Origin of the sequence: Burkholderia sp. MSMB1588 (genome assembly GCF_001546925.1) — a bacterium.
In the GTDB taxonomy this organism is placed as follows: Bacteria; Pseudomonadota; Gammaproteobacteria; order Burkholderiales; family Burkholderiaceae; genus Burkholderia; species Burkholderia humptydooensis.
The window spans coordinates 409,915-434,137 of the sequence record NZ_CM003770.1 but is presented as its reverse complement, the minus strand read 5'-3'; the positions used below and the strand labels follow the sequence as shown (position 1 = coordinate 434,137).

The 24,223-nt window shown below is 69.6% G+C and carries 21 protein-coding genes; 9 read left to right on the top strand and 12 right to left on the bottom strand.

Features of this window, described 5'->3' with window-relative positions; all coding sequences use genetic code 11:
* Positions 1-253: 253 nt before the first annotated feature.
* From WS92_RS01785 to WS92_RS01760, 6 genes are all read right to left on the bottom strand, one after another.
* Positions 254-703: a zinc-finger-containing protein gene (locus tag WS92_RS01785; RefSeq protein ID WP_059932446.1), complete on the bottom strand. Its 450-nt coding sequence runs from the start codon at positions 701-703 to the stop codon at positions 254-256.
* Between the two features lie 151 nt (positions 704-854).
* Positions 855-2,318 carry a sensor domain-containing diguanylate cyclase gene (locus WS92_RS01780; RefSeq protein WP_015603320.1) on the bottom strand — a complete coding sequence of 488 codons (1,464 nt, stop codon included), beginning with the start codon at positions 2,316-2,318 and terminating at the stop codon, positions 855-857.
* A 449-nt stretch (positions 2,319-2,767) separates the two neighbouring features.
* On the bottom strand, positions 2,768-3,742 hold the full coding sequence (locus WS92_RS01775) for an alpha/beta fold hydrolase (RefSeq protein WP_059932448.1): 975 nt from the start codon (positions 3,740-3,742) through the stop codon (positions 2,768-2,770).
* A 5-nt stretch (positions 3,743-3,747) separates the two neighbouring features.
* Complete coding sequence (locus tag WS92_RS01770) at positions 3,748-5,346, bottom strand: flavin-containing monooxygenase (protein ID WP_059932451.1); 1,599 nt, start codon at positions 5,344-5,346, stop codon at positions 3,748-3,750.
* The gene (locus WS92_RS01765; protein ID WP_006028085.1) at positions 5,343-6,248 is read right to left on the bottom strand and encodes an SDR family NAD(P)-dependent oxidoreductase; all 906 of its coding nucleotides are present in this window, start codon (positions 6,246-6,248) and stop codon (positions 5,343-5,345) included. The genes WS92_RS01770 and WS92_RS01765 overlap by 4 nt, the downstream gene beginning before the upstream one ends.
* A 174-nt stretch (positions 6,249-6,422) precedes the next feature.
* On the bottom strand, positions 6,423-7,520 hold the full coding sequence (locus WS92_RS01760) for an IS5 family transposase (RefSeq protein WP_082761070.1): 1,098 nt from the start codon (positions 7,518-7,520) through the stop codon (positions 6,423-6,425).
* Positions 7,521-7,717: 197 nt separating this feature from the next.
* Between WS92_RS01760 and WS92_RS01755 the strand changes: the two genes are divergently transcribed.
* Complete coding sequence (locus tag WS92_RS01755; protein ID WP_059930759.1) at positions 7,718-8,371, top strand: TetR/AcrR family transcriptional regulator; 654 nt, start codon at positions 7,718-7,720, stop codon at positions 8,369-8,371.
* Positions 8,372-8,456: 85 nt separating this feature from the next.
* On the opposite strand, the gene WS92_RS01750 is transcribed toward WS92_RS01755, so the two are convergent.
* Positions 8,457-9,362, bottom strand: a complete 906-nt coding sequence (locus WS92_RS01750) for a LysR family transcriptional regulator (RefSeq protein ID WP_059930756.1) — start codon at positions 9,360-9,362, stop codon at positions 8,457-8,459.
* Between the two features lie 213 nt (positions 9,363-9,575).
* Here WS92_RS01750 and WS92_RS01745 point away from each other — a divergent pair, with 213 nt between their 5' ends.
* The 4 genes from WS92_RS01745 to deoC all read left to right on the top strand — a co-directional run bounded on the left by WS92_RS01745 (position 9,576) and on the right by deoC (position 14,915).
* Positions 9,576-10,220, top strand: coding sequence for a glutathione S-transferase family protein (locus tag WS92_RS01745; protein WP_009915864.1), 645 nt, complete (start codon positions 9,576-9,578; stop codon positions 10,218-10,220).
* Between the two features lie 62 nt (positions 10,221-10,282).
* Positions 10,283-12,511, top strand: coding sequence for a pyridoxamine 5'-phosphate oxidase family protein (locus tag WS92_RS01740; RefSeq protein WP_059930754.1), 2,229 nt, complete (start codon positions 10,283-10,285; stop codon positions 12,509-12,511).
* 330 nt (positions 12,512-12,841) lie between these two features.
* Positions 12,842-14,116 (top strand): NupC/NupG family nucleoside CNT transporter, encoded by a 1,275-nt coding sequence (locus tag WS92_RS01735; protein ID WP_015602833.1) that lies wholly within the window; start codon positions 12,842-12,844, stop codon positions 14,114-14,116.
* Positions 14,117-14,129: 13 nt separating this feature from the next.
* Positions 14,130-14,915: a deoxyribose-phosphate aldolase gene (gene deoC / locus WS92_RS01730; RefSeq protein WP_059930752.1), complete on the top strand. Its 786-nt coding sequence runs from the start codon at positions 14,130-14,132 to the stop codon at positions 14,913-14,915.
* Positions 14,916-14,952: 37 nt separating this feature from the next.
* Here deoC and WS92_RS01725 read toward each other — a convergent pair whose 3' ends face one another.
* Together WS92_RS01725 and WS92_RS01720 are read right to left on the bottom strand one after the other, a co-directional pair.
* Positions 14,953-15,240, bottom strand: coding sequence for a hypothetical protein (locus tag WS92_RS01725; protein ID WP_242425349.1), 288 nt, complete (start codon positions 15,238-15,240; stop codon positions 14,953-14,955).
* Positions 15,224-15,403, bottom strand: a complete 180-nt coding sequence (locus WS92_RS01720) for a hypothetical protein (RefSeq protein WP_009915853.1) — start codon at positions 15,401-15,403, stop codon at positions 15,224-15,226. The genes WS92_RS01725 and WS92_RS01720 overlap by 17 nt, the downstream gene beginning before the upstream one ends.
* A gap of 331 nt (positions 15,404-15,734) precedes the next feature.
* On the opposite strand from WS92_RS01720, the gene deoA reads away from it, so the two are divergent.
* The 4 genes from deoA to WS92_RS01700 all read left to right on the top strand — a co-directional run bounded on the left by deoA (position 15,735) and on the right by WS92_RS01700 (position 19,610).
* Positions 15,735-17,057, top strand: coding sequence for a thymidine phosphorylase (gene deoA / locus WS92_RS01715; RefSeq protein ID WP_059930748.1), 1,323 nt, complete (start codon positions 15,735-15,737; stop codon positions 17,055-17,057).
* Between the two features lie 176 nt (positions 17,058-17,233).
* Positions 17,234-17,626 carry a cytidine deaminase gene (locus WS92_RS01710; RefSeq protein ID WP_009916680.1) on the top strand — a complete coding sequence of 131 codons (393 nt, stop codon included), beginning with the start codon at positions 17,234-17,236 and terminating at the stop codon, positions 17,624-17,626.
* Between the two features lie 192 nt (positions 17,627-17,818).
* On the top strand, positions 17,819-18,466 hold the full coding sequence (locus tag WS92_RS01705; protein WP_015602649.1) for a BON domain-containing protein: 648 nt from the start codon (positions 17,819-17,821) through the stop codon (positions 18,464-18,466).
* Between the two features lie 202 nt (positions 18,467-18,668).
* On the top strand, positions 18,669-19,610 hold the full coding sequence (locus tag WS92_RS01700) for a 1-phosphofructokinase family hexose kinase (protein ID WP_059930746.1): 942 nt from the start codon (positions 18,669-18,671) through the stop codon (positions 19,608-19,610).
* 110 nt (positions 19,611-19,720) lie between these two features.
* Here the strand turns inward: WS92_RS01700 and WS92_RS01695 are convergent, their stop codons facing one another.
* Genes WS92_RS01695 through WS92_RS01685 form a run of 3 tightly spaced genes read right to left on the bottom strand, consistent with a single transcriptional unit; the run spans position 19,721 to position 24,127 of the window.
* Positions 19,721-20,923 (bottom strand): acetate/propionate family kinase, encoded by a 1,203-nt coding sequence (locus tag WS92_RS01695; RefSeq protein ID WP_059930744.1) that lies wholly within the window; start codon positions 20,921-20,923, stop codon positions 19,721-19,723.
* Positions 20,920-22,323 (bottom strand): bifunctional enoyl-CoA hydratase/phosphate acetyltransferase, encoded by a 1,404-nt coding sequence (locus WS92_RS01690; RefSeq protein WP_015602480.1) that lies wholly within the window; start codon positions 22,321-22,323, stop codon positions 20,920-20,922. The genes WS92_RS01695 and WS92_RS01690 overlap by 4 nt, the downstream gene beginning before the upstream one ends.
* Positions 22,324-22,333: 10 nt before the next feature.
* On the bottom strand, positions 22,334-24,127 hold the full coding sequence (locus tag WS92_RS01685) for a PHA/PHB synthase family protein (RefSeq protein WP_059930742.1): 1,794 nt from the start codon (positions 24,125-24,127) through the stop codon (positions 22,334-22,336).
* Positions 24,128-24,223: the final 96 nt, after the last annotated feature.

Sequence of the window (24,223 nt, the reverse complement as noted above, 5' to 3'; positions counted from 1 at the left end):
ATGCCGCCCCTCACCAATAACGTAATTGAATTGGAAGAATTCAGTCAGGATGATGTCGGATAGTGCTTGTGCCGCGCGCCCTCGCGGCATTTGTCTGCGAAAAGATAGCAAGGAAAAAATCAGAGCGTCAAACTTTTTTTGATTGGATCTAAAAAATTTAGGGGCGTAATTCGTTCGGCTCGAATTCGATTAAGACGGTTGTCAGTCAATCGACGGAAGGCGTTCGGGGCGAAATGGGCGCGGCGAATCCGTATTACGAATTCGCGGGTGGGGATTTGCGGGACATGAATTGCTCGACGAGCCGCAGCGCATTCCGGCATGCGTCGAGATCGAACGCGTGAATCGTGCTTGCCGCGGCGTCGAGCCCCAGTTGCGTCGCGAGCCAGCGGATTCCCTTCGCGCGCGCCTCGAACGCGTTGCAGCCGTCGCGCCGCATCTTCGCGGCGACGAGCGGCTCGAGCGCCGCATGCAATTCGGATTTCGCGTGCCTGAGCTCGGCGTTCGCGAGCCGGCCGAGCGGCACGTGGCGCCGGCTGCGCGGAAACACGCCGATCCACGCGTCGCACGGCGGACAGATCCACAGCTCGCCGTGATCTTCGCGATAGGGATACGCGTCGTCGCCGAAGCGCGCGAGCAGCGCTTTCGCGCCGCAGTAGTCGCAGACGGGTTGGGGGAGGGCGGGAACGGGGCGGCCGACTCGCATGGTTCAGGGCGGAGGTCTCGAGGGTGGACAAAGCGATAGCGTATACGAATGACCGGATCGCGCGGCCGCGGTTCCTTCCGGGCGCGATCGCGAGCCGTGAAGCGGCGCGGCCGCCGCGCAGGTTCAAGCGTGTCAACTCAAGCGTGCCAACTCAAGCGTGCCGCGCGCCGCAGACGCGGTTGCGGCCCGTCGACTTCGCCTGGTACAGCGCGGCGTCGGCCATCTTGACGAGCGTCGTGTCGGAGTGCGCGACGTGCTCGTGCGACGTGACGAGGCCGATGCTGACGGTCACGCGCGCATACGGGCTTTTCGCGTGCTGGATGTCGAGGTCGTAGACCGCGCGGCGAATGTGCTCGGCGATCGCGGTCGCGCTTTTCGCGTCGGTGTCCGGCAGCGTGATCACGAACTCCTCGCCGCCGTAGCGCGAGACGTCGTCGACCGCGCGGCGCACGTTCAGCGCGAGGCAGCGGCCGACTTCGCGCAGCACGCCGTCGCCCGCCTGGTGGCCGTAGCCGTCGTTGTAGTCCTTGAACTGATCGATGTCGACGAACAGCAGCGACAGCGGCCGGCCGGTGCGCAGCGCGCGCGCCCATTCTCTGCGCAGGTTCTCGTCGAACGCCCGGCGGTTGCCGAGGCCCGTTAGCGCATCGGTGCGCGCGAGGCGCTGCAGGCGCAGCTCCGCGTGCCGCCGCCAGCGCAGCTCGCGCGACAGCAGCGCGGTGCCGCTGACGATCACGATGCCGAACGCGAGCATCAGCGCGACGAGCCGCTGCGCCCGGATGCGCCACTGCAGAAAGACGTGCCGCTCGGCGGGCGACACGTTGACGACGATCGGCAGCCCCGGCAGCCGCTTGTACACGTAGAGCCGCCGCACGCTGTCGATCGACGCGACGCCGGTGAACACGCCTTCGTCGTCGGCGCTCGCATGCGCGTAGAGGGCCGAGTTGGCGACGCTGCGCCCGACCATCTTCGGATCGAACGGCAGGCGCGTGATCAACGTCCCGTTGGTCTCGAAGACCGACGCCGTGCCGTCCGGCCCGACCGACAGGCCGTCGAGCAGCGCGCGGAAGTAATCGATGCTGAGCGTGCCGACGACGATGCCGCCGAACGAGCCGTCGGCGCGCGTGATGCGCCGGCTCAGCGCGACCGTCAGCGCGCCGTGCCGCAGGCGCGCCGCATACGGCTTGCTGATGTAGAGGCCGCCTTGCGGATGGTCGCGCTGATAGACGAAATAGTCGCGATACGCGAAATTGGCGACGGGTGGCGGAAGCGGGAAATGCGAGTCGAGCACGACGTCGCCGCGCTCGTTCATCACGTAGATCGTGCCGAGATACTTGCCGGTGGCCGCGCGGTCGAACAGCACCTTGCTGCGTATCGCGGGATCGAGCGCCATGATGCGCGGATCGTTGACGCCGTCGACGACCGCCTGCAGCGACAGATCGTAGAGCTCGATGTTGCGCGCGATGTCACGTTCGAGCAGCAGCACGAGATTGTGCGCGTTTTCGACCGCATGCAGGTATGCGTCATTGCGCGATTCGTACAGCACGCGCGCGCAGAACAGCCAGATCAGCGTGAGCAGCAGCACGCCGCAAACGATTACGCCCGTCGGCGACATCAGGCGCTGCATCCATGACTGCAGGTGACGAGTCGCGAAGGAGGTCGAACGCTTGCGCATGACGTCGGGGAAGCCTGTCGGGTGATCGGACCGGCGGCGTCGCGGTGTGCGCACGCCGTTCGATCGGACCGTCGTTTCGTCCGCCGCCGCGCGAATGTTTCAGCTCACGCGGAGGCGACGGTTATTCGGGTTATCGTGCAATGCCACATTTTCTTGAGCATTCGAGCGTCGCACAAGGGCAATTCCCTAGGCGGATTTGCGCAGCGGCCGTTCGTCGCCGCAAGTCCGATTCGCGGTGGAGGGGCGGAATGCGCATGCGGTGGATTGCCGCATGGTTGCGAGGCGATTCCGCCGCGGCGTGGGCGCGCGACGGCGGCCGCCCGATCAAAAAAAACGCGCCGCACAAAAGGCGGCGCGCGTCGCGAAGCCTGCCGTCGTCAACCGCCGATTCAGCTTTCCGCGCTTTCGGTCAGGCGCTCGGGCGCGGCGGCCACCGGCTTGCCGGCGACGTCGAGCAGCCAGTCCGTCGTCTGCGCGGGCTGCGTGACGGGCAGCATGTGGCCGCCGTCGACGACCGTCAGATTGACCGCGTCGAGCCGCTTCTTCAGCGCTTCGCCGTGACGCTGCCAGTTGAGGATCTGGTCGCCGCGGCCGTACAGCACGTCGACGGGCACGGTCAGCGCCGCATAGCGGCTTTCCATGTCGGGCAGATCCTCCGGCGCGGCGACGAGATCCGACGACGCCGAATAGAACGCATGCGGGCGCAGCCCCAGCAGGCCACCGCCCTTCACGCCGAAGTCGTGCGGCACCGCTTCCGGCGCGAAGATCAGCTCGATCGCCTTGCGGCTTTGCAGAATCGATACCGGAATGCCGAGCGTGAACGACGCGAAGCGGCGCACGAGCGACGAGCGCAGCGCGAGGCCGCGGAACGGGCCGGGCGGCTCGGTCTCGGTGTGCGTGAGCGGCGCGATCAGCGCGATCCGGCTCACGGCCTGCGGATGGTCGAGCGCGAGCGCGAGCGAGATCGCGCCGCCGAGCGAGTGGCCGACGACGACCGGCTTGTCGAGGCCGAGCGTCGCGATGAACATCGCGATCGTGCGCGCCTGCGCATAGACGTTCGCGCTCGAGCGCGGGCCGCGCGTCGAGCGGCCGGAGCCGGGGCGGTCGACGAGGATCACGCGATGCGATTTCGCGAGCCGCTGCAGGTCCAGATACGCGAAGTTGCGCAACTGGCCGCAGAGGCCGTGCACGAACACGATCGGCGGGCCTTCGCCGTATTCGACGTAATGCAGGCGGTCCGCGCCGACGTCGACGAACTTGCCCTCGGGCGGAAACATCTTCTTGATGCGATACGCGGTGAACAGCGTGAACGCAAAGAGCGCGACGAACGCATAGACGAGAAAATGGAACAGCTTGATTATCATCGGGATCACCTTCCTTCATAGGCGGGCTGATGGGGGGCGTCACGTTCGGCGAGCGCCGGGCGGCGGCGCTCGAACTGCATCGCGCCGTCGGCGAGCGGGCCGAACCTGAATGTGGCGAAATCGCGCGCGTAGTTCTGGTAGGACTTCCACGGCTTTTTCGTGCCCTGCTTCGGCAGCACGCCGGCGGCGCGCTGGATATAGCCCGACGTCAGGTCGACGGCGGGTTCGAGCTCCATGCCGCCGGGCGCGAGCCGCGGCACGCAGACGTCGTAGCCGTGCGTGCGCATGTGCTCGAGCAACCGGCACACGTATTGCGCGATCAGCTCGGCCTTCAGCGTCCACGATGCGTTCGTGTAGCCGAACGACGACGCGAGATTCGGCACGCCGCTGTACATCATCCCCTTGTACGACACCGTCTGCGACAGGTCGACGGCCGTTCCGTCTACCGTCACGGCCGCGCCGCCCAGCATCTTCACCTTCAGGCCCGTCGCGGTGACGATCACGTCGGCCTCGAGGCGCTGGCCGCTCTTCAGGCGCAGGCCGCCCGGCGTGAAGCGCTCGATCTCGTCGGTGGCGATCGACGCGCGGCCCGCGCGGATCGCCTTGAAGAGATCGCCGTTCGGCACGAGGCAGAGGCGCTGGTCCCACGGCTTGTAGCGCGGCGTCAGATGCTTGTTCACGTCGAACTGCGGGCCGAGCTGCTTGCCCGCCGCGCGGAGGATGAATTTCTTCGTCGCGTCCGGGCGGCGGCGCGCGAGGTTATAGAAGTACATCGTCAGCAGCACGTTCTTCAGCCGCACGAGCCGGTGCGCGAGCCCCGACGGCAGCCAGCGGCGCAGCGCGTCCGCGATCACGTCGCGCGCGGGCAGCGACACGATGTAGGTCGGCGAGCGCTGCAGCATCGTCACGTGGCGCGCGTCGGCCGCCATCGACGGCACGAGCGTCACCGCGGTCGCGCCGCTGCCGATCACGACGACGCGCTTGTCCCTGTAGTCGAGATCGCCCGGCCAGTGCTGCGGATGCACGATGCGGCCCTGGTACGCGTCCATGTCCGGCCAGCTCGGCGCGTGGCCTTCGTCGTAATCGTAGTAGCCGCTGCACATGTAGAGGAAGCGGCACGTGTAGACCGCTTCCTCGTGCTGCGCGTCGCCTGTGGCGCGCTGCACGCGCACCGTCCAGCGCGCGCTCGTCGAATCCCAGCTCGCGGCCGTCACCTTGTGGCTGAAGCGGATCGTCTTGTCGATGCCGTATGCGCGCGCGGTGTCCCTGATGTAGTCGAGGATCGTCTGGCCGTCCGAGATCGCCTTGTCGCCGTGCCACGGCCGGAAGCTGAAGCCGAGCGTGAACATGTCGGAATCCGAACGAATGCCGGGGTAGCGGAACAGGTCCCACGTGCCGCCCATCGTCGCGCGGCTTTCGAGGATCGCATACGTCGCGTCCGGGCAGCGCTCGCGCAGGTAGTACGCGGCGCCGACGCCGGACAGGCCGGCGCCGACGATCAGCACGTCGAAGTCGGTCGTGGCGCGGGCGGCGCCGCCCGTTGCCGCATGCGGCGCGCGCTCGTCGGGCGTGCGCGCGGCGTTCCAGTCTGTCGTCGAGCTCATGCGGGGTCCTTGCTGATAGTAACGGGGGCGGGCCGTGCCGCAGCCTGTTGCCGCGCGAGGTTGCGCGCGCGCGACTTGCGCACGAAGCGCAGCACGAAGACCTGGTACGCGGCGCCGAACAGGCGCGCGAGCTTGTCGACGCGGCGCGCGTCGGCGCCGACGAGCACGCGCCGCGCGTTGCGCTCGACGCCCGCGATGATCTGGCGCGCGGCTGCCTCGGGCGTCGTCGCGTTGATGAGCCGGTTCGCCGCGCGGCGATGCGTTTCGACATCCTGACCGGTCAGCGTCGCGATGCTCGAATCGATCCGCGACGCGGTGGCGATGTTGGTCGCGACGCCGCCCGGATGCACGCAGGTCACGCCCACCGGCGCACCTTCGAGCTCGAGCTCCATGCGCAGCGCCTCGGTGAAGCCGCGCACCGCGAACTTCGTCGCGTTGTACGCGCTTTGCGTCGGCATCGCGACGAGGCCGAACAGGCTCGACGTGTTGACCACGTGGCCGTCGCCCGATTCGCGCAGATACGGCAGGAACGCCTGGGTGCCGTGCACGACGCCCCAGAAGTTGATCCCCATGATCCATTCGAAGTCTTCGATTCGCGCCGTCTCGGCGGGCGCCGCGAGCGACACGCCCGCGTTGTTGAAGACGAGGTTGACCTTGCCGTGCGCATCGCGCGTCTTGCGCGCCCAGTCGAACACCGCGTCGCGCGACGCGACGTCGAGCCGCTGCGACGTGATCTTCACGCCGTGCGCCGCGCAGATCGCGACGGTCTGCGCGAGGCTGCTCTCGTCGATGTCGCCCAGCGCGAGATGGCAGCCGCGCCGCGCGAGCCCGACGGCGAGGCTGCGCCCCATGCCGGAGCCCGCGCCCGTGATTGCCGCCACCTTGCCGGAAAGATTCCTCATCTGACGGCCCTCCCTAACAGGCTGTTGAAAAGCCCTCCGTCATGACAACCGGAGCGCTGGTTAAAAGGATTTCACGTGCGATCAAGCGGTGAATTACAGCAGCACCATGCAAATCTCCCGGCTGGTGGACATGCCAGCCGGCATGCCGACGCACGTCGGCCCCGCTCAGGCGGCTTATTGCGCAACTCGGGGCGACGCCACCGTCAGTATTCGAGCCATGCGAGTCAGGTTACTGGCGAGCATCGTCAGCTTGAAGTGCTGATCGACGCGCCGGATGCCGCGATACACCGTCTGCCGAATCCGGCCCACCGTCTTGCCCCAACCGAAGTGCTCTTCGATGCGTTTGCGGATGACTTGGCTGATCCGGTAGCCGGCATGCCGCGAGGTGCGGCCGTCGATCGCGCTGCCGCCTTGGCGGGTGTCGTTGCGTGCCACGTGCGGCGTCACCTTGCGTGCCCGGCAATCGCCAACGAAGTCGCGCATGTCGTAACCCTTGTCGGCGCCCAGCGTCTTGGCATGGCGGCCCGGTACACAATCAAGCAAGCGCAGGGCGCTCGCGCGTTCGGCAAAGCCGTCGGCATGGCTCACCACGGCACCCACCACCAGGCCCGAGCGGTTCTCCATGAGAATGTGTCCTTGGTAAGCGAGGATGGCCCCGCTTTGCTTGCTCTTCCTGAACAGGCGTGCATCCGGATCGGTACTCGACTGGTGTGTCTCGTTGCTGCGCCGCTGGCCACGCCAGTCAGTGTCGGCGTTGCGAGCGCCACCCGCGGGCGGCTCGTCGCCCGGGCCGTCCTTGGGGCGGAAACTCTTGTGGCTGGCCCAGGCCTGGATCAGCGTGCCATCGACCGAGAAGTGCTCGCGCGAGAGCAGGCCACGCTGCTCGGCCAAGCCCATGACCTTGGTGAAGAACGCTTCGACGACCTCGTGTTCGAGCAGCCGGTCGCGGTTCTTGGAAAACGTCGAGTGGTCCCACACGGCGTCCTCGATCGCCAGCCCGACGAACCAGCGGAACAGCAGGTTGTAGCGCATCTGCTCCATCAGCATGCGCTCGCTGCGCACCGAGTACAGCACCTGCAGCAGCAACGCCCGCAGCAGCTTCTCCGGCGCAATCGACGCGCGGCCGCTGTCCGCGTAGATCACGCTGAACAATCCGTTGAGCTGCTTGAGCGCTTCGTTGACAAGTTGCCGTACCGGCCGCAGCGGGTGATCGGCCGGCACGAAGTCTTCCAGCTTGACCGTTGTGAACAGCGGTTCTTGCATCTCGTCCATTCCGCGCATCGCTCTCATTGCCCAAGGTCATGAACACGATATCCATAACGCGCGACTCTCAACGCCCGTTTACGCTGGGCCCAAATTCAACAGCCTGCTAAGGGTGTCTCGTGGTGTCTCGTGATATATGTCGGATTTAAATGTGGTGTGAACCGTCACCACTTTAATTTTGACATTGACTGATGTCAAATAGCGAAATGGAGAACTCTCTCGAACTCGGCAAGAAGGGCCGCCCATACGGCGGGGTCGCATCCGAGGCGCGCGCCGCGGAGCGCCGCGACGCGCTGATTCGCGCGGGCACGCGGATCTTCGGCACGATCGGCTTTCGCCGGGCGACGGTGCGCGCGATCTGCCAGGAGGCAAAGCTCAACGACCGCTATTTCTACGCGGCGTTCGACAGCGCCGACGCGTTGCTGCGCTGCACCTATCAGCATCACGCGGAGCAGTTGCGCGCGTCGGTGACGCGGGCGGTCGACGCGCTCGGCGGCGCGCGCGACGGGCTCGAGGCGCGGGTCGACGCGGGGCTCGCGGCGTTCTTCGCGTTTTTGCGCAACACGTGCGCGGCGCGCGTGCTGCTGCTCGAAGTGATGGGCGTGAGCGCGGAAACCGATGCGACCTATCAACGGAATCTGCTCGAATTCGGCAAGATGATCATTTCGCTCGCCGGGCCGGTGAGCGAGAACGCCGACGCGCGCGCGGACCAGCGGATCATCGGGCTCGCGCTCGTCGGCGCGATGACGAACGTCGGCGCGGCATGGCTGCTGACCGGCTATCGCGATCCAGAGGAGAAGATGGTGCGAAATTGCCGGAAGGTGCTGCTCGGGACGCTGCGGTTTCTCGCTGCGAAGTGAGCGGGCGGCGTCGGCGCTGGGTTCCAAGCCGTCGTTCCGAGCCGTCGCGCGCTTGCGGCCCGCGCTTGCGCGGCGAGCCGCGCCTTCAGCATGACGCCGCGAGCCGCGCCTTCAGCGCGTCGATCAACGCGCGCACCTTTGCGGACGAATGGCTTGCCGACGGAAACACCGCGTGGATGTCGCCGGGCGGAAACGACCAGCCCGGCAGCAGGCGCACGAGCCGGCCGGCCGCGATGTCGCCGGCGCTCGAGAAACTCGTCGCGACGCCGAAGCCGCCGCCCGCGAGCACCGCCGCGCGGCACGCGGTCGCCGTGTTCGACACGAACGCGCGCCTGCAACGCACGCTCGCGCGCTCGCCGCGCGCGTTCGCGAGCTCGAGCGTCGTGCGCGGCACCGTCGACAGCATCACGTACGGCAGCGCGCCGAGCGCATCGGGCGCGGCCGGCGCGCCGTGGCGCGCGACGAACGCCGGGCTTGCGACGAGCCAGCGCTCGAAGCCGCCGAGCTTCACCGCGCGATGGTTCGAATCGGCGAGCCGGCCGAGCCGGATCGCGACGTCGAGGTTCTCGCGCACGAGATCGACGACGCGGTCGTCGCACTGCAATTCGACGTCGAGCGCCGGATGCGCGTCGCGCAGCGCGACGAGCGCCGGCGCGACGACGAGCGCGCCGTAATCGACGGGCGCGCTCACGCGCAGCGTGCCGCGCAGCGGCCCCGCGTCGCCCGCCACCGCGGCGAGCGCCGCGTCGGTCGCGCGCAGGATGTCGCGGCACGCGTCGTAGAACGCGCGGCCCGCCTGCGTCACGTTGAGCCGCCGCGTGGTCCGCACGACGAGGCTCGCGCCGACCTCCGCCTCGAGCCGCTGGACGTGCGTGCTCACCATCGTCTTCGCGAGGCCGAGCCGTTCGGCCGCCGCCGTCAGCGAGCCGGCCTCGACCACGGCGACGAAGATCGCCAGCCGTTTCAGGTTCACGTCGCGGATGTCCGCCATTGCCGATTGTCCATTCATCAAGGATTGTGTTTCGGCAATTATCCATCTTATGTGAACACGATGCGCGCGCTACGCTGCGGGTGTCGGCGGCCGGATCGTCGCTGCGCCGCGCCGATGGCCGGCGCTGTCGGCCGCCGCGCGTTTGCGCCGTGTTGCGTCGTCGTTTGGCGCTTGTTTTTTGTGCTTCGCCCTTCGTTCGAGGAGTGCCGCCCCATGTCCACCCGCCGCCCGCCCGCCTCGCCGATCCGGCTCCACCGGAGCCCGCTGTCCGGCCACTGTCATCGCGTCCAGTTGTTCCTGTCGCTGCTCGGCCTGCCCGTCGAGCTCGTCGAAGTCGACATGCGCGGCGGCGCGAACCGCCGCCCTGAATTTCTCGCGCTCAATCCGTTCGGACAGGTGCCCGTCATCGAGGACGGCGAGTTCGTGCTGTTCGATTCGAACGCGATCCTCGTCTATCTCGCGAAGCGCTACGGCGATCCGTCGTGGCTGCCCGACGATCCGCCGCGCGCGGCCGCCGTGCAGCGCTGGCTGTCGCTCGCGGCGGGACCGATCGCGTACGGCGCGGCCGCCGCGCGCCTCGTCACGCTGTTCGGCGCGCCGCTCGATCGCGCGAGCGCGATCCGGATCGCGCAGCGGCTGTTCGACGTGATCGAGCCCGAGCTCGCCGGCAAGCGCTTCGCGACGGGCGGGCATCCGACGATCGCCGACGTCGCCGCGTATGCGTACATCGCGCACGCGCCCGAGGGCGGCGTGTCGCTCGATCCCTACCCGAATTTGCGCGCGTGGCTCGCGCGCATCGAGGCGTTGCCGGGTTTCGTGCCGATGCCCGCGAGCGACGCGGGGTTGCGCGTGGCCTGACGCCGCCAGGCGCGGCGCTGCCCGCCGCTGCCCGCCGCCGGACCCTTGCGAAGGAGAACGACATGACGCAACCTGCGTCGGCGGCGCCCGAGGCGCCGCCGCCCGTCGCGCCGTTTCACGACGGCGAGCTCGCCGCGCAGCGGCGCGCGGGCGTTCTGAATACGGCCGCCGTGTCCGGCGGGCGCGGCATCCGTACATTCATGCCCGATCAACATCGCGCGTTCTTCGCGCAATTGCCGTTCTTCGTCGTCGGCGGCATCGACGGCGACGGCCAGCCGTGGGCGACGCTGCGCGTCGGCGCGCCGGGCTTCGTGTCGTCGCCGCAGCCGCGCACGCTCGACATTGCGGGCGGCGCGCTGCGCGACGATCCGCTCGCCGGCCACTGGCGCGTCGGCAGCCTGCTCGGCGGGCTCGGCATCGAGCTGCATACGCGGCGGCGCAACCGGATCAACGGCGTCGTCGCGTCGCTCGCGGGCGACGCGATGTCGGTGACGGTCGGCCAGAGCTTCGGCAACTGCGCGAAGTACATCCAGAGCCGCACGCCGACGCCCGCGCCGCCTCGGCAGGCGGACGCCGCGCTGCCTCAGCGCCGCGCCGCGCGGCTCGACGCCGACGACCGCGCGCTGCTCGCGCGCGCGGATACGTTCTTCATCGCGACCGCGAACGCGTCGGATGCGGCGGGCGGCGCGCGCGGCGTCGACGTGTCGCATCGCGGCGGGCCGCCGGGCTTCGTGCGCGTCGACGACGACCGCACGCTGACGACGCCCGACTACAGCGGCAACAACTTCTTCAACACGATCGGCAATCTGCTGCACGACCCGCGCGCGGGTTTGCTGTTCGTCGACTTCGAGCGAGGCGACTTGCTGTACGTCGCGGCCGACGCGGAGATCGTCTGGGACGGGCCGGCGATCGCCGCGTTCGACGGTGCGCAGCGGCTCGTGCGCTTGCGGATTCGCGAAGTGCGGCGCAGCGCGGCGGTGCTGCCGTTGCGGTGGTCGGCGCCGCGGTTCGCGCCGCAGTTCGCGGCATGGAGCGGGGCGGGCGCGTTTTCGTCTTCGTTGGGGATGGAATCGGCGCAAGTGCTGGAATCGTCGGCGTCATCGACAGTATTGAAGGCGTCGGAGGCAACACAGGCGACGAAAGAGATGGCGCAGGCTTGCGCCACGATTTCCGCGCCGTCGCCGGACACCCGCTGGCGCCCGCTCGTCGTCGCGGCGGTGCGCGACGAGACGCCCGACGTCCGCTCGTTCCATTTCGAAGCCGCCGACGCGCGCCCGCTCGCGCCGTTCGAGCCGGGCCAGCATCTGACGATCCGGTTGCCCGCGGCCGCGCGATCCGGGCCGCTGATCCGCAGTTACACGCTGTCCGACGCATTCGACGGCCGGCGCTACCGGATCAGCGTCAAGCGCGACGGCAAAGCGTCGTCGTGGCTGCACGATCACGCGCGGCCCGGCGTGCGCATCGATGCGATGGCGCCGCGCGGCGCGTTCACGTTCGATGCGGCGAGCCCGCGGCCTGCCGTGTTCGTGTCGGCGGGGATCGGCATCACGCCGATGATCGCGATGCTCAACGGCGCGCTCGCGTGCCGTGCGGCGGGCGCGCCGGCCGATGCGCACGCGAAGCGGATCTACTTCGTGCACGGCGCGCGGCGCGGCGCCGAGCGGCCGTTCGCCGCGCATCTCGCCGATGCGGCGCGAGCGCATCCGGCGTTGTCGGTGCACCTGTTCGACAGCCGCGCCAACGGCGCGCCGACCGACGCGTCGCCGGGCCGCGTGAGCGTCGACGCGCTGACGCGCGTGTTGCCGTTCGGCAGCTACGACTTCTATCTGTGCGGGCCGGCGGCGTTCATCAAATCGCTGTACGACGGTTTGCGCGCGCTCGACGTGCCCGACGAGCGCATCCGCTTCGAGACATTCGGGCCGTCGAGCATTCGGCGCACGGCGTCGCATGGCGGCGAGAAGAACGGCGACAGAGACGACGCGAAAGCCGGCAGGCAAGCTGGCGCACACGCGGCGACCGTCGTGTTCAGCCGGTCGGAGCGCACGGTCGAATGGACGCCGCGCGACGGCACGCTGCTCGAACTCGCGGAGGCGCACGGCGTGCCGGCGGATTCGAATTGCCGATCGGGCGCATGCGGCACGTGCGCGGTGCACGTGCTCGGCGGACGGGTTCGCTACGGCGGTGCGTTCGACGCGGAGGTCGCGCCGGGCATGGCGCTCGTCTGCATGGCGACGCCGGATTGCATCGGCGATGCGCAAAGCGGGCCGCCCCGCGTGACGCTGGATCTGTAGCGCGACGGACCGGGGCGGCGAAGCTGCCGCCTCGTTGCTTCATCGCTTCGCTGTATCGTCACTCGTCACTCGCGCGAGCCGCAGGCTGCGTGCCCCGCACCGCACACGCCTACCTCACCAAAATCCCGCCGACAACCGAAATCGCGCGCCGCACGCGCGAGCGCACATCTTTCGTTCCCCGATCGATTCGACCCCTGGCGTTCGCCGCCCGCGCACGTTATGTTCTCGTCCGATGAATAAACGGGCTCGCGCGTCCGGTCGAGACGGCCGGCGAGCCGGACCGGTCGCGCCGGCGACGGCGGCGTTCCATCCCATCTCCGAGGTACGTTCGTGGACATCTTGCGCAGCTTGTGTGGCATCGTGGTATTGCTCGGCGTCGGTTATGCGCTGTCGATCAACCGGCGGGCGATCAGCGCCCGCACCGTCGTCGCGGCGCTCGCGACGCAGCTCGCGATCGGCTCGCTCGTGCTGTTCGTGCCCGTCGGCCGCGACGCGCTCGCGGCGACCGCGCACGCGGTCAACAGCGTGCTGGAGATGGGGCAGCACGGCGTCGCGTTCCTGTTCGGCGGCCTCGTCGGCGACAAGATGTTCGCGCTCTTCGGCGACGGCGGCTTCGCGTTCGCGCTGCGCGTGCTGCCGATGATCGTGTTCGTCACGTCGCTGATCGCGGTGCTGTACTACGTCGGCGTGATGAAGTGGCTGATCAGGATCGTCGGCACCGCGATGGCGAAGCTGCTCGGCGTGAGCCGCATCGAGGCGTGCTCGGCCGTCGCGACGATCTTCCTCGGCCAGAGCGAGATGCCCGCGTTCGTGAAGCCGTTCATCCGGCGGATGAGCGCAACCGAGGTGTTCGCGGTGATGTCGAGCGGCATGGCGTCGGTCGCGGGCTCGGTGCTCGCCGGCTACGCGGGGCTCGGCGTGAAGATGGAGTATCTGCTCGCCGCGTCGTTCATGGCGATTCCGGGCGGCCTGCTGTTCGGCAAGATGCTGTGCCCGACGACGGAGCCTTCGCGCGTCGTCGTCGATTCGCTCGAGTTCGACGAGAAGCGCGCGGCGAACGTGATCGAGGCGGCCGCGTCCGGCGCGGGCGTCGGGATGCGCATCGCGGTGAACGTCGGTACCATGCTGATCGCGTTCATCGGCCTGATCGCGCTGTTGAACGCGATGGTCGGGCTCGTCGCCGGCTGGCTCGGCTTTGCCGGCGTCACGCTGCAATCGCTGCTCGGCACGCTGTTTGCGCCGCTCGCGTGGCTGATCGGCGTGCCGTGGCAGGATGCGTCGGTGGCCGGCAGCTTCATCGGCCAGAAGCTGATCCTGAACGAGTTCGTCGCGTACGGCGCGCTGTCGCCCTATCTGAAGGACGCCGCGCAGGTCGCCGCGGCCGGGCTCCCGGTGCTCGCGCCGAAGACGATCGCGATCGTGTCGTTCGCGCTCTGCGGCTTCGCGAATTTCTCGTCGATCGCGATCCTGACGGGCGGCTTCACCGCGGTCGAGCCCGGCATGCGCTCCGACGTCGCGCGCTACGGCCTGCGCGCGCTCGCGGCCGCGACGCTGTCGAACCTGATGAGCGCGACGATCGCCGGGCTGTTCCTGTCCCTTTCCTGAACGAGGTGCCCGCATGGAGCTTTCGTTGAATCGCAATCAATTGACCGAAGCGGCGCTGAAGGCGCTGCACCTGATCGACCTCACGTCGCTGAACGACGACGACACCGACGACAGCATCGCCGCGCTCGCCGCGTCGGCCGACACGCCGGTCGGCACGCTCGCCGCGCTGTGCGTGTACCCGCGCTTCGTCGGCGCGGCGCATGCGGCGCTCGCGCGGCACGGGCTCGTGCTGCCGGTGGCGACCGTCGCGAACTTCCCGCACGGCGCGGCCGATCCGGACGCGGCCGCGCGCGAGACGGCCGATGCGCTCGCGCGCGGCGCGGACGAGATCGACGTCGTGTTTCCGTATCGCGCGCTCATCGACGGCGACGAGCGGGTCGGGCGCGAGCTCGTCGCGCAATGCCGCGCGGCGGCGGGCGGCCAGTGCCTGAAGGTGATCCTCGAGACGGGCGAGCTGCGCGACGCGGCGGCGATCCGCCGGGCGAGCGAGATCGCGATCGAGGAGGGCGCGGATTTTCTGAAGACGTCGACGGGCAAGGTCGCGGTGAACGCGACGCTCGACGCGGCGGCCGTGATGCTCGCGACGATCCGCGTCGCGGGGCGCATGGTCGGCTTCAAGGCGGCGGGCGGCGTGCGCACCGCGCAGGATGCGGCGCAGTACCTGTCGCTCGCTGAGCGCGAGCTCGGCTCCGGCTATCTGACGAGCGCGACGTTCCGCTTCGGCGCGTCGGGGCTGCTCGGGAATCTGCTCGAGACGCTCGGGCACCGGGCGGGCGCGACGCGCGGCAGCGCGTATTGAGTGAGGCGCGGGCGCTGCGCGTTGCCAAAGGGCGGCGTCAGTCGAAGCGGGCGCGTCGCGTTCGATTGCGATCGGCGCGCCGTTCGATGGCGACCAGGCCGAGGCTCGGGGGCGCGCTCGCGCGAGCGAGTTCGTCGAGCGCCCGAAGCCAGCGGCGGCCGGGCAGCGCGTTCAGGACCGCGCGCCATTCGATAGCCGGCGCGAGCAGCCGAAACCGCCGGCACACCCGCCGCGATGCGCGCGCCGCCAGGCGAGCGCGCGGGCGGGCGCGGACGGCTGATGGACCGGGACGCATCCGGCAACTTCCGTCAATGAACCGGCGCATAGCCGAGCCTCTCGACGCCGTACGCTTCGATCCAGTCGTCGCGATCGTCGAATCCCATCGTCTTCGCGAGGTAGTCGGCCATGTCTTCCGGCGTCGGCGTGACCGACGAATCGTAGTAACCCAGCGGGGCTTCGGCTTTCGGCATCAAGATGGCGTAGAGCATGTCGACCTCCGTGTCTTTAGTCAACTTAACGGCCGCAACCCGCGCCGCCTTGACAGGGAAAATCCCCGGTTAGAGTGATATGCCGAATTTCGATCGAGATCGGAAAACGGAAAGCAATGAATCAGGCGGGAGAGCGGGATTGCGCGGCTCTTCAGGTTTTCGCGTGCCGTGTGCGTGTCCGTGTTAGCGTTTCTCCTCACGGGATTTCACCCGGCCGCGCGGCTTCGGCGACGGATCGGCCGCCGGCGCGCGCAGTGGGCGGCTTCGTCGTTTCGAATGCGCCCGAATGCCATTCAATTGTGTCGCTGATAATCAACGGCTTGGGCAAACCATGACTTTTCTGCCGCAGGAATTCATCCGCAAGGTGCGCGACCGCGAGCCGCTCGATGCGGCCGACATCGTGCGTTTCGTGCGCGGCGTGACGACAGGCGACGTGACCGAAGGCCAGATCGCCGCGTTCGCGATGGCCGTCCATTTCAACGAGCTGCCGCTGTCCGCGCGGATCGCGCTGACGCTCGCGCAGCGCGATTCGGGCGACGTGCTCGACTGGCGCGGCGAGCGCCTGAACGGCCCGGTCGTCGACAAGCATTCGACGGGCGGCGTCGGCGACTTGACGTCGCTCCTGATCGGGCCGATGGTCGCCGCGTGCGGCGGCTACGTGCCGATGATCTCGGGGCGCGGCCTTGGCCACACGGGCGGCACGCTCGACAAGCTCGAGGCGATTCCCGGCTACGACGTCGCGCCGTCCGTCGGTACATTGCGCCGCGTCGTGCGCGACGCGGGCATCGCGATCGTTGGCCAGACCGCGCAGCTCGCGCCCGCCGACAAGCGGATCTACGCGGTGCGCGACGTGACGGCGACCGTCGAGTCGATCTCGCTGATCACCGCGTCGATCCTGTCGAAGAAGCTCGCGGCGGGCGTCGGCGCGCTCGCGATGGACGTGAAGGTCGGCTCCGGCGCGTTCATGCCGACGGCGGAGAAATCGGCCGAGCTCGCGCGCAGCATCGTCGACGTCGGCAACGGCGCCGGAATGAAGACGGCCGCGACGCTCACCGACATGAACCAGGCGCTCGCGCCGTGCGCGGGCAATGCGATCGAGGTGCGCTGCGCGATCGATTTCCTGACGGGCGCGGCGCGCCCAGCGCGGCTCGAAGCGGTCGGTTTCGCGCTCGCGGAGCAGATGCTGACGATGGGCGGGCTCGCCGCGGACTCGGGCGACGCGCGCCGCCGGTTGCGCGCCGCGCTCGAATCGGGCGCGGCTGCCGAGCGGTTCGCGCGGATGGTCGCGGCGCTCGGCGGGCCCGCCGATCTGATCGAGCGGCCGGAGCGGCATCTGCCGCGCGCGGCGGTTGCCGTGCCGGTGGCCGCCGCGCGTGCCGGCTGGATCGAGCGGATCGACGCGCGCGCGCTCGGCCTCGCGGTCGTCGGCTTGGGCGGCGGGCGCGCGAAGATCGGCGACGCGCTCGATCATTCGGTCGGGCTGTCCGCGCTCGCGGAGCTGGGTGAGCGCGTCGAGGCGGGCCAGCCGCTCGCGACCGTTCACGCGCGCGACGCCGACGCGGCCGCGCAGGCCGCCGAAGCGGTGCGCCGCGCGTATCGGATCGGGGCTGAACCGCCGGCGCAGACGCGCGCCATCTATGCGGTGATCGAATGATCGATCATGTGGCGGGCGTCGGCGCATCGGCGCATCGGCGCATCGAACCGGCCGAGGCATGGCGGATATCGGATATGTCGCGGCGCGCGACGCCGCGCAGGCAACATGCAACGTCGCCCACTGCGGCGCAAAAACGAAATCACCGGACATCGAATCATCGAACAAGGGAACACGACATGACTCACCACGCACTGATCGAAGCGGCGAAGGCCGCGCGCGAAAAGGCCTACGCGCCGTATTCGAACTTCAAGGTCGGCGCGGCGCTCGCGACGAACGACGGCAAGATCTTCCACGGCTGCAATGTCGAGAACGCGTCGTATGGGCTGTGCAATTGCGCGGAGCGCACCGCATTGTTCTCGGCGCTCGCGGCGGGCTACCGGCCGGGCGAGTTCGCGGCGATCGCGGTCGTCGGCGAGACGGACGGCCCGATCGCGCCGTGCGGCGCGTGCCGGCAGGTGATGATCGAGCTCGGCACGCCGACGCTCGAAGTCGTGCTGGCGAACATGTCGGGCGACGCGCGCGTGACGAGCGCGGGCGACCTGCTGCCGGACGCGTTCTATCTGAAGTGACGCGGCACCGCGCGTGCGCGATTCGCCGCGCCATGCTTCGCGTGCTTTCCGCGTTATTCGTCTGTCATTTTCCCTTCATTGACGCGCATCAAGGTCCGCGCCGCGCAATGCGCGATGCTGGTTTGCGTGCGCCGCCGCGCGCGTTCTGCCGCCGGCGGCCGTTTATCGAAACCGGTCGGCGAGGAGACGACGATGAAATCCGATGCTGCGCTCAGGCAAGATGTCGAACAGGAACTGTATTGGGATCCGTCGCTGGATGCGCGGCAGATCGACGTGTCGGTGCACGATCGCATCGTGACGCTGCGCGGCTTCGTGCCGAGCTGGGCGCAGAAGTACGCGGCGCAGAAGGCCGCGCAGCGCGTCGCCGGCGCGCGGGCGCTCGTGCTCGAGCTGAAGGTGCTGCCGAGCGAATCGCCGCGCGACGACGAAGTGCTCGCCGCCGCGATCGTGTCGGCGCTCGCGTGGCAGGAAGGGCTGGCCGGGCAGGAGATCCGCGTCGACGTCGACGAGGGGTGCGTCACGCTCACGGGCGAAGTCGAGTTCGGCTATCAGCGGCAGGCGGCCGAGACGGTCGTGAGCCGGATGCGCGGCGTGATCGGCGTCGTCAACCGGATCGCCGTGCGCTCGCAGGACGCGGGCGCGACCGTGCGCGAGCGCGTCGCGGATGCACTCGCGCGGCGCGCGCAGCGCGAGGCCGCGCATATCGAAGTCGACGAGCGCGACGGCATCGTCACGCTGACGGGCACCGTCGATTCGCTGATCGAGCGGCGCGCGGCCTGCGGCGCGGCGTGGTCGGTGAAGGGCGTGCGCGAGGTCATCGATCAACTGACCGTCGCGTAGGCGCGGGCGGCGATGCGCGCGGCGCGCGGCGCGCGTGGCGTCCGGCACCGACCGGCGGCAAGCGGCCGTCGGCCCGCGTCCAGGCCGATGGTTCGACGCCGGATCGACCGCACGACGCCTTGCAGCGTGCGACCCCGCGCCGCCGCACCGGCCATCATCCCGTTCGCTTTTCGTTGCGACGCCCTTTTTTACGACCGCCACGATGCCCGAAATCGTCACCGTCACGCCGAATCCCGCCATCGACGTCGCGACGTCCGTCGAGCGCGTCACCGATACCCGCAAGCTGCGCTGCGGCCCCGCGCGGCGCGATCCGGGCGGCGGCGGGATCAACGTCGCGCGCGTGCTGACGCGCCTCGGCGCCGATTGCTCGGCGGTCTATCTGGCGGGCGGCGAGACCGGCCTCGCGCTGCACGGCCTGCTCGCCGACGAGTGCGTGCGCGCGAGCTGCGTCGACATCGCCGGCGAGACGCGCGAAAACTTTTCGGTGCACGAAACGTCGACGGGGCGCGAATTCCGCTTCGTGCTGCCGGGGCCCGCGCTCGCGCCCGACGAATGGCCGCGCTGTGTCGACGCGCTCGCGCGGCTCGCCGATGCGTCGCGCTATCTGGTGATGAGCGGCAGCCTGCCGCCCGGGATGCCGGACGATTGCTACGGCCGGCTCGCGCGGCTCGCGAACGCGCGCGGCGTGCGCGCGGTCGTCGACACGTCGGGGCCGGCGCTCGCGGCCGCGCTCGAGGCGGGCGTCTATCTGGTGAAGCCGAGCCTCGGCGAGTTGCGCGCGCTGACCGGGCTGCCGCTCGAAGACGACGACGCGCGCCTCGCGGCCGCGCGCGCGATCGTCGGCAGCCGGCGCGCGCAGATCGTCGCGCTGACGCTCGGCGACGCAGGCGCGCTCGTCGTGTCGCGCGACGAAGCGGTGCGGCTGCCGGGCGTGAAGGTCGCGGTGCGCAGCGCGATCGGCGCGGGCGACAGCTTCGTCGCGGGGCTCGTCGATGCGCTCAATCGAGGCGCGAGCGTCGCCGATGCGTCGCGCTACGCGCTCGCCGCCGCGTCGGCGTCGCTGCTGAGCGTGGGCACCGCGCTGTGCGCGAAGGACGACGTCGAGCGGATCTATCGCGAACTGCCGGGGATGGTCGGCGCGTGATGCGCGATGCATGAGTCGGCCGGCGATCCAGCCGCCCTCATTGGCTTCTTCGCACGCGCAAGTCCTCGCCGGCACGCACGAAGCGCATGCCGACGAGGCTCGCGCCGCCGCTACCGTCCGGCGCTCCCGGGCGCGCGGGCATGCAGAACCGAGGCCGCATCCCGCGCGATCACCTGCTCCTCGTCGGTCGGCACGACGAGCACCGCGACGCGGCTCCCGTCGCGGCTGACGATCTCCGCATTGCGCGCGTTGGCGCCTGCATCGAGCTCGACGCCGAGCCAGCGCAGCCGCTCGCACACCGCGGCGCGCGTCTGCGGCTGATGCTCGCCGATGCCCGCGGTGAACACGAGCGCGTCGAGGCCGCCGAGCGTCGCCGCGAGCCGCGCCGCCTCGCCCGCGATCCGGAACGCGAACAGCTCGAGCGCGTCGCGCGCGCCGGCCGACGGATCGGCGAGCAGCACGCGCGCGTCGCCGCTCACGCCGGACACGCCGAGCAGGCCCGAGCGGTGATACAGCATCTGCTCGACGTCGTCGACCGTCTGGCCGAGCGTCTTCTGCAGGTGCAGCACGACGCCCGCGTCGAGCGCGCCGCAGCGCGTCGCCATCGGAATGCCGTCGAGCGTCGAGAAGCCCATGCTGGTGTCGCGGCTCACGCCCGCGTCGAGCGCGCACAGGCTCGCGCCGCTGCCGAGATGCGCGGTGACGATCTTGCCGCGCGCGATTGACGGATGCCGCTCGCGCAGCCGCCCGGCGACGTACCGGTACGACAGCCCATGAAAACCGTAGCGCTTGACGCCTTCGTCGAACAGCGCGCGCGGCAGCGCGAAGCGCCGCACGAGATCGGACTGCGTGCGGTGGAACGCGGTGTCGAACGACGCGACCTGCGGCAGGTGCGGCCGCAGATGGCGCAGCGCGCGAATCAGCCGCACGCTCTGCGGCTGATGCAGCGGCGCGAGCGGCACGAGCGCCGCGATCGCGGCGAGCGTCCGGTCGTCGATGCGCACCGGCCCGTCGAACGCGTCGCCGCCGTGCACGACGCGATGGCCGACCGACACCAGCTCGTGCACCGACAGATGCGCGTCGATCCAGTTGAGCGCCTCGTCGAGCACGCCGTGCAGATCGTCGGTGACGGGCGCGGCGAGCGGCACCGTGTGCGCGTCGCCGCCGTTCGAGTATTCGAACTGGAGCGGCGCGCGGTTGAAGTCGATCTTGCCGCGCCCGAGCGGCGCAGGTTCGCCGTTCGCGACGCTGTAGAGGCCGATCTTCAGCGTCGACGAGCCGGCATTGAACGTGAGCAGCAGCGGCTCGCTCATGACGCGAGCGCGCCGGCGCGCGTCCTTTCGGCGACGAGCTTCGCGAGCGCGGCGGACGCAATCCGCACGCGCAGGCTGTCCGCGCGGCTCGTCAGGATGATCGGCAGCCGCGCGCCGAGCACGAGGCCCGCGGCGTCGGCGCCCGCGAAGTACATCAGTTGCTTCGCGAGCATGTTGCCCGCTTCGAGATCCGGCACGAGCAGGATGTCGGCGTCGCCGGCGACGGGCGACGCGATGCCCTTCGACGTGGCGGCGACCGCGCTCACCGCATTGTCGAACGCGAGCGGCCCGTCGACGACCGCGCCCGCGATCTGGCCGCGTGCGGCCATCACGGTGAGCGCGGCCGCGTCGAGCGTGGACGGCATTTTCGGGTTGACGGTCTCGACCGCCGCGAGCACCGCGACGCGCGGCCGCTCGACGCCGAGCACGTGCAGCAGATCGACCGCGTTCTGGCAGATGTCGCGTTTTTGCTCGAGCGTCGGCGCGATGTTGATCGCCGCATCGGTGATGACGAGCGGCTTCGGATACGCGGGCACGTCCATCGCATACACGTGGCTGATGCGCCGCTCGGTGCGCAGCAGCGACGCCGGGCCGACGACCGCCGCGAGCAGCTCGTCGGTGTGCAGGCTGCCCTTCATCAGCGCGGCGACCTTGCCCGCGCCGCCCATCTCGACCGCGCGCGCGGCGGCCGCGTGGCTGTGCTCGACCGGCTCGATCGGCACGCCCGCGAGACTCACGCCGGCCGCCTCGGCGACCGCGCGGATCTTCGCTTCCGGGCCGATCAGGATCGGCTCGATCAGGTTCGCGTCGCGCGCGTCGATCGCCGCGCGGATCGCATCCGGCGAGCATGGATGGACGACCGCCGTGCGCAGCGGCGGCTGCTCGCGCGCGTCGCGCACGAACGTCTCGTAGCGGTCGTGGCGGCGCACCGCGACATCGGGCCCCGGCACGCGTTCCCACTTGATCGGCGTATCGGGCGCGATCACGGTGGCGGTGCCGCGCAGCACGACCTGGCCTTCCTGGTTCGTGCAGCGCGTGTCGAGCAGCACGATCCGCTTTTCCGCGCGCTTTTCCGTGACGGTCACGGTTGCCGTGATCGTGTCGCCCGGCGCGACCGGATGACGGAACTCGAGCGTCTGGTCGAGATAGATCGTGCCCGGCCCCGGCAGCTTCGTGCCGAGCACCGCGGACACGAGCGCGCCCGTCCACATCCCATGAACGACGATGTGGCCGAACAGGTCGTGCGCGGCGAACGTCGCGTCGAGGTGCGCGGGGTTCACGTCGCCGGACATCGCGGCGAACAGGTCGATGTCGTCGCGCGACGCGATGCGCACGAGCGATGCGCTGTCGCCGATCGCGAGCGAGTCGAACGGGCGGTTCTGAAGGATTTCGCGATCCACGCGGCACTCCTTATTTCTGGAACACGTAGGTGCCCGGCGCGTCGCCGAGCGCGTGCGCGCCCGATTTGCCGAGCGTCGGCGGCGCGACGCGCTGCGCGCTTGAATGCCGGGCGAGCCACGCGTGCCACGCGGGCCACCACGAGCCTTCGAAATCGGTCGCGCCGGCGAGCCATTCGTCGGGCGAGACGCTCGGCGCGTCGGCGGCCGTCACCTTCATCCGGTAATGGCGCTTCGGATGGCCGGGCTCGCTGACGATGCCCGCGTTGTGGCCGCCCGCCGTCAGCACGAACGTCACGTCGCTGCCGCTCAGGTAGTGGATCTTGTAGACGGAGCGCCACGGCGCGATGTGGTCGTGCTCGGTGCCGACGACGAAGAACGGCGCGCGGACGTTGTGCACCGACACCGTCTGCCCGTCGATCACGTAGCGGTTCGTCGCGAGGTCGTTGTCGAGGAACAGGTGGCGCAGATACTCGGAGTGCATCCGGTACGGCATCCGCGTCGAATCGGCGTTCCACGCCATCAGGTCGATCATCGGCGTGCGCTCGCCGAGCAGATAGTCGTGGATCACGCGCGACCAGATCAGATCGTTCGACATCAGCAACTGAAACGATCCCGCCATCTGGTGCGCGCCGAGAAACCCGCGCTCCCACATCATGCTTTCGAGGAAGTGGATCTCGCTGTCGTCGATGAACAACTGCAGCTCGCCGGGCTCGGTGAAATCCGTCTGCGCGGCGAGCAGCGTGACCGATGCGAGGCGCTCGTCGCCCGCGTTCGCCATCGCGGCCGCCGCGATCGACAGCAGCGTGCCGCCCAGGCAGTAGCCGGTCGCGTGGATCTTCGCGCCGGGCACGATCTCGCCGATCGTGTCGAGCGCGTCCATCACGCCGAGCTTGCGGTAGTCGTCGAGGCTCAGGTCGCGATCGCTCGCGTCGACGTTGCGCCATGAGATGCAGAACACCGTGTGCCCCTCGCCGACCAGGTAGCGGATGAGCGAGTTGTGCGCCGACAGATCGAGGATGTAGTACTTCATGATCCACGCGGGCACGATCAGCACGGGCTCCGCGTAGACGTCGGCCGTCGTCGGGCCGTACTGCAGCAGCTCGATCAGGTGGTTGCGGAACACGACGCGCCCGGGTGTGATCGCGAGGTTCTTGCCGACCGCGAAGCGCTCGGCGCCCGCGGGCGGCTGTTTCGTCAGCAGGCGGCGCACGTCGTCCAGATAGTTCCGCACGCCCTGCGCGAGGTTCGCGCCGCCCGTGAGCGCGGTGCGCTGCGCGATTTCCGGGTTCGTCGCGACGTAGTTCGCCGGCGCGAACATGTCGAGCATCTGCCGCGCGGAGAATGCGACGACGTCCTCGTGATGCGGCGACACGCCGGGCACGTCGTGGGTCGCCGCGCGCCACCATTGCTCGGCGAGCAGGAACGACTGGTGCCAGAAGCGGTACGGCTCGAGCTGCCACGCGCTCGCGCGGAAGCGCCGGTCGCCCGGCGACGGCTGCGCGGGCGGCGCGGGCGTGTGTCCGGCGGCTGCTTCGAACAGGTATTCGGCGAGCAGCGCCGCGTGCTTCACCGCGAGCGTCGCGAGCTCCGTGCGCTTGCCGGGCGCGGCCGCGAGGTGGATCAGCCAGTCCGACAGCGCGAGCTGCAACGATGCGGGCGACAGGCCCGACGTCAGCTTCGCGAGCGACGCCTCCTTCGCGAGATCGAAGATGCGATAAGGGTTTTCAGGCTCCCCGGACGCGGGCGGGTGGGCGGGCAGCGGCGCGGCGGGCGCGCCGGATGCGGGGGTGTGGCGTGTGTCCATCGGGCTTCCTTAGGCTGGCGCTGCGCGGGCGACGGCATGACGAAGCACGGCAGCCGATGCGGCCGGCCTTGCGCGAAGCCGCTGCGCGGGCGTTGC